This is a genomic window from Ruegeria sp. AB8, from assembly GCF_056542605.1.
Window position 1 is genome coordinate 105,326 of sequence record NZ_JBQGAB010000006.1, and the last position, 15,434, is coordinate 120,759.

The window sequence follows — 15,434 nt, forward strand, 5'->3', positions numbered from 1 at the left end:
GCTCAAGCGCGGCGGCGACGGCGCGCGCGGCGGTCCGGGACTGCCGCATCCTCGTCAGTGCCGTCAGAGGCTGATGAGAACGGACCCAGTGCGCCCGTTATCTGATCCAGTGTCGGTCGATCACCCGGTGCGGTTGTGTCCAGCGCCTCGCGCATCTTACGAAGATGCTCAGGCATCGTGCCGCAGCAGCCGCCAATAATAGTCGCCCCCGCGTCACGTGCCATGGCCGCGTACTGGCCCATCAACTCGGGCGTTCCGTCATAGTGGATGTGACCATTGACATATTTCGGTATGCCCGCATTCCCTTTCGAGATCACAGGCCGTTCTGTTCCCTGTGCCGCAAAACCCAGCACCGTGCGAAGGATATCCGACGCCCCGGTCCCGCAATTGGCGCCGAAAGCCACGGGCGGATTGGGCAACGTTTCAACCAGCGAGGCAAAATCAGCCGATGTCACGCCCATCATGGTGCGACCCGCGGTGTCAAAGCTCATGGTCCCGCACCATGGCATGTCAGCCAGCGCGAATGCCTCTGCTGCGGCCCGGAATTCCTCGGGCGCGCTGATGGTTTCCAGCCAGAGAACGTCGACGCCGCCTGCTTTCAGGGCTTCGGCCTGTTCGTGAAACATCTCGACGGCATCTGCGTGTGACAGGCTTCCGACCGGTTCCATGATTTCACCGGTAGGACCGACCGACCCGGCCACGATCACCGTGCGACCTGCCTTGTCGGCGACTTCACGGCCCAATTCGGCGCCGATTCGGTTCAGTTCTGCAACGCGACCCTGCGCATCGTGCAGTTTCAGGCGCGAGGCCGTTCCGCCAAAAGTGTTGGTCAGAAACAGATCGCTGCCGGCATCGACGGATCCCTGGTACAGCGCCCTGATCTTGTCCGGTGCGTCCACATTCCACAATTCCGGCGCGTCGCCGGATTGCAGTCCCATATTGAACAGATTGGTGCCGGTTGCCCCGTCCGCCAGAATGGCATCCTTGGTTTCCAAAAGTGTGCTAAGCGCGTTTGTCATGCGAGTCGTCCGAATAAAGGTGCATTCGACCGTTAAAAATTGAGACACCCCGTGTCTCACGACCGGGGCGTCAAATCAAATTCATAAAACTCATGAAGATCATGAGCTTTGTATCTTGCAGGTCAGATGTTTACTTCCGCCATGACCTGCTCTTTGGCTTCGACCAACAACTCAGCCATCTTTACGCGGATGGTCTTTTCGTCGGCAAGGTCGCCCAGATAGCCTTTGACGGCGTCGACAACGTCGTCTTCGCTTACGTTCTGAAGATCTGTGTGCACCAGTTCCTGACCGTATTTGCGGGCTTGTTCTACCGTCTCACCCTTAAGCGTGGATGCCCAAACGGCCATAAAGCGGTTCCGGCGCATTCTGGCGATGAACTGCATTTTTTCATCATGCGCGAATTTGTTTTCAAACGCGGCTTCACGTTCGTCAAATGTGGTCATTTGTCGGGGACCCCTTGAGTTTCGAATTCTGTCTTCATGATATGACTATTGCACGTTGTCGACGCAAGGGATTTGCGCTGCGTCAAAGCCTCCCGGGTTGACGAACTTGCGAGAAAGGGGGGCTTGGACTATGAGAACGCCAACGTGAGGGGACTCATTCCCGCTCAGCAGACTGGAAAGGTCGCACATGGCGCGTCGCAAGAAAATCTATGAAGGCAAGGCCAAGATCCTGTATGAAGGCCCGGAACCGGGCACAATCGTTCAGTATTTCAAGGATGACGCCACGGCTTTCAACGCCGAAAAGAAAGACGTCATTGACGGAAAGGGCGTGTTGAACAACCGCCTGAGCGAGTTTTTCATGACCGGCCTGACCCAGATTGGCGTGCCGAACCATTTCATTCGCCGTCTGAACATGCGTGAGCAGCTGGTGCGCAGCTGCGAGATTGTGCCGTTGGAAGTGATCGTTCGCAACTACGCCGCAGGCTCGCTGTCCAAGCGTCTGGGCATCGCCGAAGGAACACAGTTGCCGCGCCCGATCATCGAGTACTGCTACAAGGATGACTCGCTCGGCGATCCGCTGGTTTCGGAAGAACACATTGCGGCCTTTGGCTGGGCCAGCCAGCAGGATATGGAAGATATCCTCAGCCTGGCGCTGCGCGTGAACGATTTCATGAGCGGTGTGATGCTCGCTGTGGGTATCCGTCTGATCGACTTCAAGATCGAGATAGGCCGTGTCTTCGAAGGTGATTTTCAGCGATTGCTCGTGGCGGATGAAATCAGCCCGGATAGCTGCCGACTGTGGGACATCGAAACCGGCCAGAAGCTCGACAAAGACGTGTTCCGGCGCGATCTGGGCAATTTGACCGACGCCTACTCCGAGGTCGCCCGGCGCCTGGGCGTTCTGCCCAAAAGTAACGTGACCAAGCCGACATTGATCAACTGACCTAACAGGTCTGTTCGATTTGGAACAAAGCGCTGCCTCGGTTGAGGGGGCGCTTTTTCTTTGTTCAGTTCGGCATTTGCCAATCCGGCGTGTTGGAGCATGTCTGGGGTTCTTTCAAAAGGCGACAGATGCCTCTGCGTCAAACTGCATACCCCGTAGCCGCCAAGAAGGGTTGTCCAGCGCCCACAACCGCGCTATCCCCCGCGCAACGAAATGGGGCCTGGACCTTCGCCCCACAGGTGGAGTTTCGAAAATGAAAGCACGGGTGCATGTCATGCTCAAGAACGGGGTTCTGGACCCTCAGGGCGAAGCGGTGCGTCATGCATTGGGTGCCATGGGCTTTGATCAGGTCCAGGGCGTGCGTCAGGGCAAGGTGATCGATCTGGAACTTGCAGACGGCGCGACCGAGGCGGACATCACCGAGATGTGCGAAAAGCTGTTGGCTAACACGGTCATCGAACGCTACGAAATCGAACTGGTCTGAGTTTTCTCGGATCTGATCAAGGAGGGTCGGCCATGCGCGCAGCCGTAATCGTATTCCCCGGATCCAATTGCGATCGGGACCTTGCAGTTGCTTTTGAACAGGCGGGTTTCCAGGTCGAGATGGTCTGGCACAAGGATGCCACATTGCCCGAAGGCGTCGACATTGTCGGTGTGCCCGGCGGATTTTCTTACGGCGACTACCTGCGTTGCGGTGCAATTGCTGCCCAGTCGCCGATCTGCAAGGCCGTTGTCAACCACACCAAGCGTGGTGGTTACGCCATTGGTGTGTGCAATGGATTCCAAATTCTGACCGAAACCGGCATTCTGCCCGGGGCGCTTCTGCGCAATGCCGGGTTGAAATACATCTGCCGCACAGTCGGCTTGAAGGTCGAAACCAGCGACAGCGCGTTTACGCAAGGCTACAATTCGGGGGATGTGATCGGAATTCCGATTGCTCATCACGATGGAAATTACTTCGCTGATGACGCAACATTATCGACCCTGCGAGAGCATGACCGCATTGCGTTCACCTATGCCGAGAACCCGAACGGGTCGGTCGGCGATATTGCGGGCATTCTTTCGGAAAACCGTCGCGTTCTCGGAATGATGCCCCATCCCGAGCGGGCAGCGGACGAAGGGCACGGCGGCACCGACGGAACGGCGTTGTTCCGCGCATTGTCCGGGGTTTTGGCACCAGCGTGACTTGAGGTCGCAACGCCGGACGCGTAAATTTCACTTATGAGCTCTGACGCGCCCACGAACATGCCCAAAATCGCAAAACCGCTTCGCGGCGCGCCGCTTGGATGGCGGTTGCGGGTTGCGGTTATCGTTTTGCTGGTGGCCGCCGCAGCCACCGTGTGGGTCACGAACCGTTTACTGACAGACAGGTTTACCGAATCCACCCGCAACCGGGCTGAGTTGCGGTTGACTCTGTATTCCGGAAACCTGCTGAGCGAGCTGCGCAGAAATTCGATCGTTCCGCAGTTGCTGGCGCGCGACCCGACATTGATCGCGGCATTGCAGTCGGGCGATTTTTCCCTTTCGACCCAACGCCTGATTTCCTTCGTTGAAGAGATCGGCGCGGCCTCGCTGATGCTGCTGGACCGTGATGGTCGCTCGGTCGCTGCCACGGACCGCAACCGTCTGGGTGAGTTGCATCGCAACTCGCCCTATTTTGTCGATGCGGCGCGATCGAACTCGACGATTTTTACCGTGATCGAGAGGGAATCGGGCGGCTACAGCTTTGTTTACTCCCGTCGCATGGAAGCCGGAACCGAGACCCTGGGTGTGATCGTTGTCGAGGTCGACCTGCAAAAATTCGAACGCGCCTGGGCCGGGATTTCCGATGCGGTCATGGTCGTGGACAGCACCGGCACCATCATTCTTTCGACCGAACCGCAATGGCGGGGACTGGACGAAAAGGCCGCGATGCTGCGCCAGCCTCCGCAGGGCGCGATTCAGCGTGCCATACGCGCGACCACTGACTGGACGGTCCTTCCGCCCGATGCCTATCTGCAAGGTGAGGCTGTGATGCGGATGGAGACCCGCATTCCGTTCCGTGGCTGGCAGATGACGTCCTTCACGACTTATTCCTCAATCCGGGAGAAGGTGAACAGCGTTTTGGCGCTGGAGATCATGGGCTTTGCGATTCTTCTGGCGTTGGCCTTCTATGTACTAAGCCGACGCGCGGCCGTTCGGATGGTATCGATCCAGCGCGAGTCGGCAGAGCTTCGCGCATTGAACGCAAGGTTGCAGCGGGAAATCGCTGAGCGGGAACGGGTTGAAAAGACACTTGAAGTGGCCGAACAAACGCTGGCCCAAAGCTCGAAACTTGCCGCTTTGGGCGAGATGTCGGCCGCCGTCAGTCACGAGTTGAACCAGCCGCTGGCCGCCATGAAAACCTATCTGGCCGGCGCGCGTCTTTTGTTGCGCCGCAACCGCCCGGAAGAAGCGCTTGCAAGCTTTGGCCGCATTGACGGATTGATCGAACGGATGGGCGCGATCACGCGGCAGCTCAAGTCATATGCACGCAAGGGAGCGGACGCGTTTTCCCCTGTAAATCTTGGAGAAGCGCTGGCCTCATCCTTGTCGATGATGGAGCCGCAACTGCGCCAGCGGCAGGTGAAGATCACACAAATTCTGCCCGAGGAGCCGGTGGTCGTGATGGGCGACCGGATGCGAATTGAACAGGTGATGGTCAACCTCTTGCGGAACGCGCTGGACGCCACCAAATCGGTGGCAGACCCGGATGTGGAAATTATCCTTGCGGCGGGCGATACTGCGGTACTGACGGTGCGCGACAACGGGTATGGTATAGAAGATATCGAGAACCTGTTTGAACCGTTCTACACCACCAAGCAGCCGGGTGACGGTGTTGGACTGGGGCTTGCCATCTCGTCGGGGATCGTGAACGACCATGGCGGACGGCTGACCGCACGCAACGGACAGCACGGTGGTGCAGTTTTCGAGATGCAGCTGCCGATACTTGGAAGCGACGGCCTTGAGGCCGCTGAATAACGAGGAATGACTATGGCACAGGCCATGAAAATCGCCATTGTGGACGACGAACAGGACATGCGCCAGTCGATCAGCCAATGGCTGGCGTTGTCAGGATATGACACCGAGACCTTTTCCAGCGCCGAAGACGCGCTCAAGGTTCTTGGTCCGGATTACCCCGGTATCGTCATTTCGGATATCAAGATGCCGGGAATGGACGGCATTCAGTTGCTGAAAAAGCTGATGGGGGCCGACAGCACGTTGCCCGTCATCATGATCACAGGCCACGGCGATGTGCCGATGGCGGTCGAGGCGATGCGGGTCGGGGCGTTCGACTTCCTTGAAAAGCCGTTCAATCCGGATCGTATGTCCGAACTGGCAAAACGCGCCAGCAATGCGCGTCGTTTGACCTTGGATAACCGCGCACTGCGGCGCGAGTTGTCAGGTGGTACGCAGATCATGAATAAGCTGATCGGTGCCAGCCCGGTGATGGAGCGCCTGCGCGAGGATATTCTCGATCTGGGTCAGGCTGATGGTCACGTTCTGATCGATGGTGAGACCGGCACGGGCAAAACGCTGGTGGCGCATGCACTGCACGCAGTGGGCAGCCGCGCAGGCAAGAAATTCGTTCTGGTATCCTGTGCCGCTCTTGAGGAAGAGGCGCTGTCCAAGCGTCTGTTTGGCCCGATGATGCCGGAAGACGCACAGTTGCCAGCCATCGAAGAAGCGCGCGGCGGCACGCTTGTTCTGGAGGATGTCGAGGCGTTGAGCGACACGCTGCAGGCACGTCTGCTGAGTGTCATGAACGATCAGGGTACTCCGGCCGAAACGCGGATTGTCGCGATCTCGAACCTGCAGGAAGCCGGCAAGACAAGCGAGGATGTGCTGCGTCCCGACCTGTTCTATCGTCTTGCGGCTTTGCGGATCACCATGCCGCCTTTGCGCCAGCGGGGCGAGGACATTCTGACTTTGTTCACACGTCTCAGCGAGCAATTCGCCGAAGAATATGGCTGTGATGCGCCGCAGGTCAGCGCGCAAGAGGCGGCGCAGCTATTGCAGGCCCCATGGCCCGGAAATGTGCGTCAACTGATCAACATTGCCGAGCGCGCGGTTTTGCAATCTCGGCGTGGGTCCGGCACCATTGCGTCTTTGCTGATGTCTGATCATGAAGAGATGCAACCTGTGATGACGACCGAGGGCAAGCCGCTGAAAGAGTATGTCGAGGCGTTTGAACGGATGCTGATCGACAACACGATGCGCCGCCACAAAGGTTCGATTGCGTCTGTTATGGACGAATTGTGCCTGCCGCGTCGGACACTGAATGAAAAGATGGCCAAATACGGCCTGCAACGTTCTGACTATCTGTGACGTATTTCAGAGGGGGCCAGCCCCCTCTTGAGGCATTTTTGAACAGAATAAGCCGGGCGTCGGATGTGTCCGTGCGGTCTGATGCAGTTTGCCCATTGTCTTTTCCACAGGACTGCTTTTATTGTGTCCGGACGGGCAGGGCAGTTTTTGCGCTCTAAAGTCCCGAATCTTTGAGTTTCGCTGCGACGCCGCAAAAGGTGGTGCACCTTCCCGCCAGGCGACGCAGACCGATTGTGCCCCAATAGGGGCATCTGAACGCCTTAACCCGTGAAATGGCGGGTGAAAGGAATAAATGGGCAGGTAGCGGACGACCGCGCCTGTCGGAGAAGAACCGCGATGACGCGCGCGCAACGATTGAGTGACCGGGCAGGGGGCCAAAGCGCCAGACCCTGCCGCGCGCCGTCCGATATCGCCCTGACAAGACACCACCCCAAAAGCGCCTGTCCCCCCGGACGGGTAAGGACAACGCGTTTGGCGCGGTGCACCAAGGACAAATGGCTAAGAAAATGCTTATCGATGCCACCCACGCGGAGGAAACCCGCGTCGTGGTGGTCGACGGAAACAAGGTCGAGGAATTCGATTTTGAATCCGAAAACAAACGTCAGCTTGCCGGCAACATCTATCTTGCAAAAGTAACACGGGTTGAACCGTCGCTTCAGGCGGCGTTTGTGGACTACGGCGGAAACCGACACGGTTTTCTGGCGTTTTCCGAGATCCACCCGGATTACTATCAGATCCCTGTCGCCGACCGCGAAGCGCTGATGGAAGAGGAACGCGCCTACGCCGAAGCGATGAAAGCGCGGGACGAAGCCGAAGAATCCAGGCCCAAAAAGCGCCGGTCCCGTTCGCGGACCAAGGCGGCGGATGTGAAATCCGACGATGCCGTCGAGAGCATCGAGGTTTCGTCCGAACCCACGGGTATGGAAACGATCGATCTGGATGAAGGTGAAGAGGCGGCTGATCTGTCCGTTCCCGAAGGAACCTCTCCGGTTGAGCTTGTTGGCGAAACCCCGGTTGAAGAACCCGTTGACGATGCTGACGCACCCGAGGAGGCGGAAGGCGCGGCTGAGGATGCCGAGCAGGAAGCTGAGGCCGAAACCGTCGACACAGCAGACCGGGAAGAACCAACTGAGGCCGAGCCGGAAGATGGATCGGAAGCCGCTGCATCTGAAGAAGTGGCTGGCGAGGCAGAGGCCGTAGCTTCCGAGCTTGAAGAGGCGGTCGAGGACGACGCCGAGGACGACAGGGCAGGCGCCGAGGACGCGGATGATTCCGAAGCTTTGCTGGATGCCTCCACCAAAGATGAAACGATCGAGTCCGTGGCGGATGAAGATGACAGCGAAGATATCCGCCCGCCGCGCAAACCGCGCCCGCGTCGGTATAAGATTCAGGAAGTCATCAAGGTTCGCCAGGTTCTGCTGGTTCAGGTCGTCAAGGAAGAACGGGGCAACAAGGGTGCCGCTCTGACCACGTATCTGTCTCTGGCCGGGCGCTACTGCGTACTGATGCCAAACACCGCCCGTGGCGGAGGGATAAGCCGCAAGATCACCAATGCGCCAGACCGTAAGAAGCTGAAGGAAATCGCGGCGGAAATCGACGTGCCGACGGGGGCGGGCCTGATCATCCGTACCGCGGGCGCCAAGCGAACCAAATCCGAAATCAAACGCGACTATGAATACCTCCAGCGCCTGTGGGAACAGATCCGGGAACTGACACTTCAATCCATCGCGCCTGCGAAGATTTACGAAGAAGGCGACCTGATCAAACGCTCGATCCGTGACCTCTATAATCGCGATATCGATGAGGTTCTGGTCGAAGGCGAGGGCGGATATCGCATCGCCAAGGACTTCATGAAGATGATTATGCCGTCGCACGCCAAAAACGTGAGACGGTATGAAGACGCGCTGCCGCTATTCGCGCGCTACCAGGTTGAAAGCTACCTGGCGGGGATGTTCAACCCGACCGTGCAGCTGAAATCGGGTGGTTACATCGTCATTGGCGTCACCGAAGCGCTGGTTGCGATTGACGTGAACTCGGGTCGCGCCACCAAGGAAGGCTCGATCGAGGAAACCGCTCTCAAGACGAACCTTGAAGCTGCCGAAGAGGTGGCGCGCCAGTTGCGTCTGCGCGATTTGGCCGGTCTGATCGTGATCGACTTCATCGACATGGACGAGCGGAAGAACAACGCCTCTGTCGAAAAGCGTCTGAAAGAGAAGCTGAAGACAGATCGGGCCCGCATTCAGGTTGGCCGAATCTCGGGCTTTGGTCTGTTGGAGATGAGCCGTCAGCGGCTGCGTCCGGGTATGCTGGAGGCGACAACGCAACCTTGCCCGGCCTGCCATGGTACGGGACTGATCCGCTCGGACGACAACATGGCGCTGACCATTCTGCGTCAGATTGAAGAAGAAGGCACCCGCCGCCGTTCGCGTGAGGTGTTGGTTCGTTGCCCGGTCAGCATCGCAAACTTCCTGATGAACCAGAAACGCGAACATATCGCCCAGATTGAATCGCGTTATGGGCTGTCGGTTCGCATCGAAGGCGATGTGCATCTGGTTAGCCCGGATTTCTCGTTGGAGAAATTCAAGACCGCCAGCCGGATCGTTCCCGAGGCAACCGCACCTGTCGTTTCCGTTGATGCGTCACTGATGGATCTGGTCGATGCAACAGATGAAGATCAGCCGGAAGAAGAAACGGTGCAGGCCGAAGACGAAAGCAAGCCAAAACGCAAGCGCCGCCGCCGTCGCCGGAAAAAGAACAACGGAGTATCGGACACCCAAGAGGCGGCGTCTGATGACAACGATGCACCAACGGAAACAACTGAGGTTGCGGCTGCTGATGTCGAAACCCAGGATGCAAGTGTGTCCGAGGGTGAGGATGAAAGTGAAAAGCCGGAGCCCAAGCCCAAGAAACGTCGCGCACCTCGTCGCCGCAAGAAAGAAGCCGAGGCCGAGGTTGCTGCAGAAGCACCAGTAGAGGCACCCGAGGCTCAAGCTGATCAACCGGTTTCGGAAGATACTGCGGATGAGCCGCAGGAAGCTGAGGAAAAAGTGGAGACTGCTGCGGCTGAACCTGAGTCGGGCGCGGAAGAAGGAACTTCAGAACCGCAGGTGGACGAAACAGCGCAAGAGGAACCTGCCGTTCCGGAGGAGCCGGAGGCTGAACCGGTCGCAGCACAGGACGTCTCTGAACCCGTTGTTGAGGAGCCCGTGCAAGCTGCCGAGGAAACTCCGGAACCTGTTCTGGAAACCGTGGTCGAAGAACGTGAACCCGCCCAGCCACCAAAGCCCAAGCGGCGCGGATGGTGGTCGTTGGGCCAATAATACGGAAGGCGGGCGCAAGGCCCGCCTTTTTCATTTACGGCGTGAGTTCAAATTCAGGCCGATTTCCGGATCAGATAAACTTGGTGTCCGTCGATTTCCTCCTGCGACAGCAGGCTGTGCCCGCTTTCCGCACAGAAATGGGGGACATCGATAATTGCAGCGGGATCGTCGGCCAACATGCGTAACACAGCACCCGCCGGCATGGATTTCAGACGTTTGCGCGCTTTGAGCACGGGCAACGGGCACAACAGCCCCAAGGCATCAAGGGTTTCGGTCGGTTCAGACATATCGTTCAGATATTTCCACTTTGTCACGGTGTCCAGCAGGCAAGCACGAGGATGTGACCGAATGGCCTCGTGACGCCGCCGGTTTCATACCCTATGTGCTGTTTCATGTTCGGAATTGAAATCATCGACGCGGGACTTTTGCCTGCCATGTTCATCGCCATGATCGGCGGGTTGATCAGTTTTCTGTCACCCTGCGTTTTACCGATCGTTCCGCCGTATCTGGCGTATATGAGTGGTGTGACCATCAACGAGATGCAGGATGAAACCAAAGCCCGCCGCAAGGCAACGCTGGCGGCCCTGTTTTTTGTCCTGGGCCTGTCGACGGTGTTTTTGCTGTTGGGCTTCACAGCTTCCGCTTTTGGCGCCTTTGTTCTGACCAATCAGGTACTGTTCGCCAAGTTGTCTGGCGCGGTTGTCATCGTGTTCGGGCTTCACTTTCTGAACGTATTCCGCATTCCGATCCTCGACCGCGAGGCGCGCATGGAAACCGGCGATTCCAGCGGGTCCGTGTTCGGAGCCTACATTCTGGGCCTTGCGTTTGCATTCGGCTGGACGCCCTGTATCGGACCGCAATTGGGGGCTATTCTGTCGCTGGCCGCGTCCGAGGCTTCGGTGGCCCGGGGAACATTCCTGCTGGGTATATACGCCGCAGGGCTTGGAATTCCGTTCCTGCTGGCCGCTATGTTCCTGAACCGGTCAATGTCGGTCATGAACCGCATCAAGCCCTACATGGGTACGATAGAAAAGGCGATGGGCGGGCTTCTTCTGTTTGTCGGTATCATGTTGATAACCGGCCTTTTCACCGAGTTCAGCTGGTGGCTGCTGGAAACCTTTCCTGCGCTGGCAACGCTGGGCTGATTTTCCGATCCATCTTACCTTGGCCGTAATGCTGCGCTAACCTGCGTCGCAGAAGGTACGAGCATGATCAGTCAGAAAAACCAGTCGCAGGTGCGCAAGCGCCGGGTGTTCTACATTCCGGGATATGATCCCATTCACCCGCGCCGATACCGCGAGCTTTATCGTAAGGAAGGGCGCGCACAGGGTGAAATTTCCGACTATGACATTTCGTTGTCGGCCCGGACGAATGGTGGTCCATTTGGCTGGCATGTTTCCTCATGTCAGGACGGGGTCGCGGTCGACACCGATTTTGAAGTTCTGGTTTGGTCAGACATTGTCCGCGGCAGCATGGATACCTCGATAGCCGCGACTTACCTTCAATTGGCGCGGACGGTCTGGATTTACGTTTCCACGGGGGCAATTGGGCGTCTGATGCGCTTGCGCAAAGGCCCGGTAATTGCAGCTCTTTACCCGGTGGGCATGTTGCTGGCGCAACTGATGGCGGCTTTTGGCGTGGTCTGGGCCGGTTTTACCTTGCTGGGTTGGCCCGGTCTGGCAGCGGGGCTTTTGGTGGCGCTTGTATTGCTGCGCTGGTTTCGAAAAATCGATAACCGGCTGTTTGCCTATTACCTGATGCATGACTACGCCTATTCCTCGCGCGAACGGGGCGGTGTGTCCCCGGAAATGCAATCTCGAATGCGCCAGTTTGTTGAACTGATCGGGCAAGCTATGGAAACAGAAGTGGACGAGGTTCTGGTGGTCGGGCACAGCTCGGGCGCGCATCTGGGCGTATCGGTTCTGGCTGACCTATTGCGGTCAGAACCCGTGTCCGAAGACGGACCTGTGTTATCCTTTCTGACATTGGGGCAGGTGGTCCCTATGGTGTCCTTTCTGCCCGATGCCCATCAGTTGCGCAGTGATCTACAATTCATGTCGTCCAGGACAGACCTGACTTGGATCGATGTCTCGGCCCCAGGCGACGGCTGCGCATTTGCCTTGTGCGATCCTGTGTGCGTCAGCGGCGTCGCCGGATCTGATAAGCGTTGGCCTTTGGTTCTGTCTGCTGCGTTCACGCAAACCCTTTCAGCAGACCGTTGGCAGGCATTACGCTGGCGGTTTTTTCGACTGCATTTTCAATATCTCTGCGCCTTCGACGAGCCCGGCGATTATGACTATTTCCGTATCACTGCCGGGCCACTGACATTGGGGGAACGGTTTCGCAACCGGGCACCATCGCGTTCGCGGATCGAAGAGGCGGTGTCAGGTTACACGTCGGTGCACTCGTGACCCCACCAAAACCCGTCTCTCGTCCCGACAAGGTGTCTTTGTGGCGCTATCTGAAGCTCTTTCGTCAGGATATCCTCTCGGCACAACCGCAACGCTTGTATCGGGCCTGGATGGCCGAGTTCAGGACGCTGTTCTTTCGGTCTTACATGATCAATCAGCCTGAACTCATTGATTTGGTGCTGAAACAACGCCCCGACGATTTTCCGAAATCCGGCCGGATCAGCGAGGGATTGCGCCCGCTGCTGGGCGACTCCGTTTTCCTGACCAATGGCGAAACCTGGAAACGCCAACGCCGCATCATTGATCCGGCGTTTGAGGGGGGGCGGTTGAAGGATACGTTTCCGGCCATGTATGCAGCGGCGCAGGCCAGTGTTGACCGACTGCGAACGCGCGTCGGCCAGGACATCGAATGCGAAGAAATCACCAGCCACGCGGCCGCAGATGTTATCTTTCGTACTTTGTTCTCGGTTCCGATCGAACACACCGTGGCGACACAGGTGTTTGACAAGTTTCGCACCTTTCAGCGGGAACAACCGCTGCTAAACCTTGCGGCCTTTGTACCTGTCCCTAGCTGGGTGCCCCGGTTTCATTCCCGCAAGACCCGAAGGACAGCGCGGGAAATCAGGGACCTGATTGCGCGCCTCACGGACGAGCGGGCGGAGGCAATAGCCCTGGGGAAAGCACCCGATGACCTTGCAACCAAGATCATGACCAGGCCGGACCCGGAAACAGGGTGTTGTTTCGGGACGCAGGAGATGATCGACCAGGTGGCCATCTTCTTTCTGGCCGGGCACGAAACCAGCGCCTCGGCACTGGCCTGGGCACTTTACCTGATGGCGCTGTATCCGGAATGGCAGGATAGGGTCGCGGCAGAGGCGACGGCATTGGACGATCCTTCATTCGCCGCTGTTTCAGGCTTGAAGCTCAGTCGCAGTGTGTTTCGCGAGACCCTGCGCCTTTATCCACCCGTGCCCATGATGGTGCGAGAAGCCACCTGTCCCGAGCGTTTCAGAGATCGGGATGTCCCGCAGGGGTCGCAAATTGTTATCAGCCCGTGGCATTTGCACCGTCATGAGCGCCTGTGGGAAAACCCGGATGCCTTTGATCCAGCGCGGTGGGAGACGGAAAACGGCAAGACCTGCCAGCGGCACGCCTTCATTCCCTTCTCCGCCGGATCGCGGGTTTGTACCGGGGCAGGGTTCGCGATGATTGAAGGGCCGCTGATCCTGTCGATGCTGCTAAAGCACTATCGGTTTGAGCCAGTGACCGGACGCGATCCTGTTCCGGTCGCGCATCTGACGGTACGCTCGAAAGACGGGATATGGCTGCGGCTGGTTGAGCGCTAACAAACTACCATCGGTCAACGCCTTGTTGTATGCGATGGAAAACACGGAATCATTATTGAACGGGAAACAGATATGTCCAAAGCAGAACAGCGCGCGCAAATGTCCGACGGTGCAGGCTTCATCGCGGCACTGGATCAAAGCGGCGGTTCTACACCCAAGGCGCTGGCGCTTTATGGTGTTGAAGCCTCGGACTACACCTCGGAAGAAGAGATGTTCGGAGAAATCCAGAAGATGCGCGCACGCATCATTCTGGCAGACGACTTCACCAAAGCTAAGGTGATTGGCGCTATCCTGTTCGAACGCACCCTGAACGAGGAAATCGAAGGCCGCAAAGTCGCCGATTTTCTGTGGTCGGCCAAGGGCATCGTTCCATTTCTGAAAATCGACAAGGGACTGGAGGATCAGGCCAACGGCGTTCAGATGATGAAACCGATCCCCGGTCTGGCAGAAACGCTGGCCAAGGCCGATGGTGTCTTTGGAACAAAAGAACGCTCGGTCATTCACGAGGCCAACGCAGAAGGTATTGCCGCTGTTGTGGCTCAACAGTTTGACGTCGCACGCGAGGTGATCAGCGCGGGCATGGTCCCGATTGTCGAACCCGAGGTGAACATCCATTCTGAAACCAAGGCCGAGGCTGAGAGCATCCTGAAAGCCGAGATCCTCAAGAACCTGGGCCAGTTGGCCGAGGGCCAGGACGTCATGCTGAAGCTGACGATCCCAAGCGAGGCCAATCTGTATGACGAAGTGGCAGATCACCCGCGCGTTCTGCGGGTTGTGGCCCTGTCAGGCGGCTATTCCACAAAACAGGCCTGCGACCTGTTGAATCAAAACGGAAAGATGATCGCTTCCTTCTCGCGCGCGCTGACCGAAGGTCTTTCAAAACAGCAGTCCGATGCCGAATTCAACGCGGCCCTGGGCGGTAACATCGACAAGATCTATCAGGCTTCGGTCTGACTTATTCTTAAATCGGAACTTTGAAATCGCGGCGCATTTGCGCCGCTTTTTCACGCATGATGCAGCCTTCGGCGTGATCGTTGACCAACCCCATGGCCTGCATGAACGCGAAAACGGTGGTGGGCCCCACGAACTTCCATCCGCGCTTCTTCAGGTCCTTCGACATTGCGACCGATTCCGGTGATGTCGACGCTGTTTGAGGCGGTGGGGGAGTTTCAGCCTCATACCGCCAGACATATGCGGCCAGAGAACCCTCAACCCTTATCAGTTCCTGAGCGCGGCGGGCGTTGTTGATGACAGCTTCGATTTTGCCGCGGTGCCGGATGATGCCCGCATTCTGCAAAAGGCGTTCAACGTCTGCTTCAGTAAACTCTGCCATCCTGTTGAAATCAAAGCCGCAAAACGCTTCCCGAAAATGTTCGCGCTTTGACAGGATGGTTCGCCAACTCAGTCCCGACTGAAAGCTCTCAAGGCACAACTTTTCGAATAGACGCTGGTCGTCTGAGACCGGATAGCCCCATTCCCGATCATGATAGTCAAAGAACTCCGGCGCGGCCTGACACCAGGCACAGCGCGGTTGACCGTCAGGCCCGGTGATCGTTTTGCTCATGTCTGTACCTATTTTGTTCCAATTCAAGGTACACTTGGCTG

The 15,434-nt window shown here is 57.7% G+C and carries 14 protein-coding genes; 10 read left to right on the forward strand and 4 right to left on the reverse strand.

The window, feature by feature from the left end:
• Positions 1-2: 2 nt before the first annotated feature.
• The gene (gene bmt, locus ACR0CG_RS08045; RefSeq protein ID WP_480523961.1) at positions 3-1,019 is read right to left on the reverse strand and encodes a betaine--homocysteine S-methyltransferase; all 1,017 of its coding nucleotides are present in this window, start codon (positions 1,017-1,019) and stop codon (positions 3-5) included.
• A 122-nt stretch (positions 1,020-1,141) separates the two neighbouring features.
• Complete coding sequence (locus ACR0CG_RS08050; protein WP_170616899.1) at positions 1,142-1,462, reverse strand: DUF1476 domain-containing protein; 321 nt, start codon at positions 1,460-1,462, stop codon at positions 1,142-1,144.
• Positions 1,463-1,649: 187 nt separating this feature from the next.
• On the opposite strand from ACR0CG_RS08050, the gene purC reads away from it, so the two are divergent.
• From purC to ACR0CG_RS08080, 6 genes are all read left to right on the forward strand, one after another.
• Positions 1,650-2,405 carry a phosphoribosylaminoimidazolesuccinocarboxamide synthase gene (gene purC / locus ACR0CG_RS08055; protein ID WP_170616901.1) on the forward strand — a complete coding sequence of 252 codons (756 nt, stop codon included), beginning with the start codon at positions 1,650-1,652 and terminating at the stop codon, positions 2,403-2,405.
• Between the two features lie 253 nt (positions 2,406-2,658).
• Positions 2,659-2,889, forward strand: a complete 231-nt coding sequence (purS, locus tag ACR0CG_RS08060) for a phosphoribosylformylglycinamidine synthase subunit PurS (protein ID WP_170616903.1) — start codon at positions 2,659-2,661, stop codon at positions 2,887-2,889.
• Positions 2,890-2,921: 32 nt separating this feature from the next.
• Entirely contained in the window at positions 2,922-3,590 is a 669-nt protein-coding gene (purQ, locus tag ACR0CG_RS08065) for a phosphoribosylformylglycinamidine synthase subunit PurQ (RefSeq protein WP_480523963.1), read from the forward strand.
• A gap of 60 nt (positions 3,591-3,650) precedes the next feature.
• Positions 3,651-5,405 carry a sensor histidine kinase gene (locus tag ACR0CG_RS08070; protein WP_480523965.1) on the forward strand — a complete coding sequence of 585 codons (1,755 nt, stop codon included), beginning with the start codon at positions 3,651-3,653 and terminating at the stop codon, positions 5,403-5,405.
• 12 nt (positions 5,406-5,417) lie between these two features.
• Complete coding sequence (locus ACR0CG_RS08075) at positions 5,418-6,752, forward strand: sigma-54-dependent transcriptional regulator (protein ID WP_170616909.1); 1,335 nt, start codon at positions 5,418-5,420, stop codon at positions 6,750-6,752.
• Between the two features lie 494 nt (positions 6,753-7,246).
• Positions 7,247-10,072 (forward strand): Rne/Rng family ribonuclease, encoded by a 2,826-nt coding sequence (locus ACR0CG_RS08080; RefSeq protein WP_480523968.1) that lies wholly within the window; start codon positions 7,247-7,249, stop codon positions 10,070-10,072.
• Positions 10,073-10,125: 53 nt separating this feature from the next.
• On the opposite strand, the gene ACR0CG_RS08085 is transcribed toward ACR0CG_RS08080, so the two are convergent.
• The gene (locus ACR0CG_RS08085) at positions 10,126-10,359 is read right to left on the reverse strand and encodes a sulfurtransferase TusA family protein (protein ID WP_170676984.1); all 234 of its coding nucleotides are present in this window, start codon (positions 10,357-10,359) and stop codon (positions 10,126-10,128) included.
• A gap of 105 nt (positions 10,360-10,464) precedes the next feature.
• On the opposite strand from ACR0CG_RS08085, the gene ACR0CG_RS08090 reads away from it, so the two are divergent.
• The 4 genes from ACR0CG_RS08090 (at position 10,465) to ACR0CG_RS08105 (ending at position 14,783) form a co-directional block, all read left to right on the forward strand.
• The gene (locus ACR0CG_RS08090) at positions 10,465-11,217 is read left to right on the forward strand and encodes a cytochrome c biogenesis CcdA family protein (protein ID WP_480523970.1); all 753 of its coding nucleotides are present in this window, start codon (positions 10,465-10,467) and stop codon (positions 11,215-11,217) included.
• 63 nt (positions 11,218-11,280) lie between these two features.
• Positions 11,281-12,483 (forward strand): hypothetical protein, encoded by a 1,203-nt coding sequence (locus ACR0CG_RS08095; RefSeq protein WP_480523972.1) that lies wholly within the window; start codon positions 11,281-11,283, stop codon positions 12,481-12,483.
• The gene (locus ACR0CG_RS08100; protein ID WP_480523973.1) at positions 12,480-13,829 is read left to right on the forward strand and encodes a cytochrome P450; all 1,350 of its coding nucleotides are present in this window, start codon (positions 12,480-12,482) and stop codon (positions 13,827-13,829) included. Before ACR0CG_RS08095 ends, ACR0CG_RS08100 begins: the two co-directional genes overlap by 4 nt.
• 72 nt (positions 13,830-13,901) lie before the next feature.
• The gene (locus tag ACR0CG_RS08105; protein WP_480523975.1) at positions 13,902-14,783 is read left to right on the forward strand and encodes a fructose bisphosphate aldolase; all 882 of its coding nucleotides are present in this window, start codon (positions 13,902-13,904) and stop codon (positions 14,781-14,783) included.
• 7 nt (positions 14,784-14,790) lie between these two features.
• Here ACR0CG_RS08105 and ACR0CG_RS08110 read toward each other — a convergent pair whose 3' ends face one another.
• Positions 14,791-15,393: a DNA-3-methyladenine glycosylase I gene (locus tag ACR0CG_RS08110; RefSeq protein WP_480523977.1), complete on the reverse strand. Its 603-nt coding sequence runs from the start codon at positions 15,391-15,393 to the stop codon at positions 14,791-14,793.
• Between the last annotated feature and the right edge of the window lie 41 nt (positions 15,394-15,434).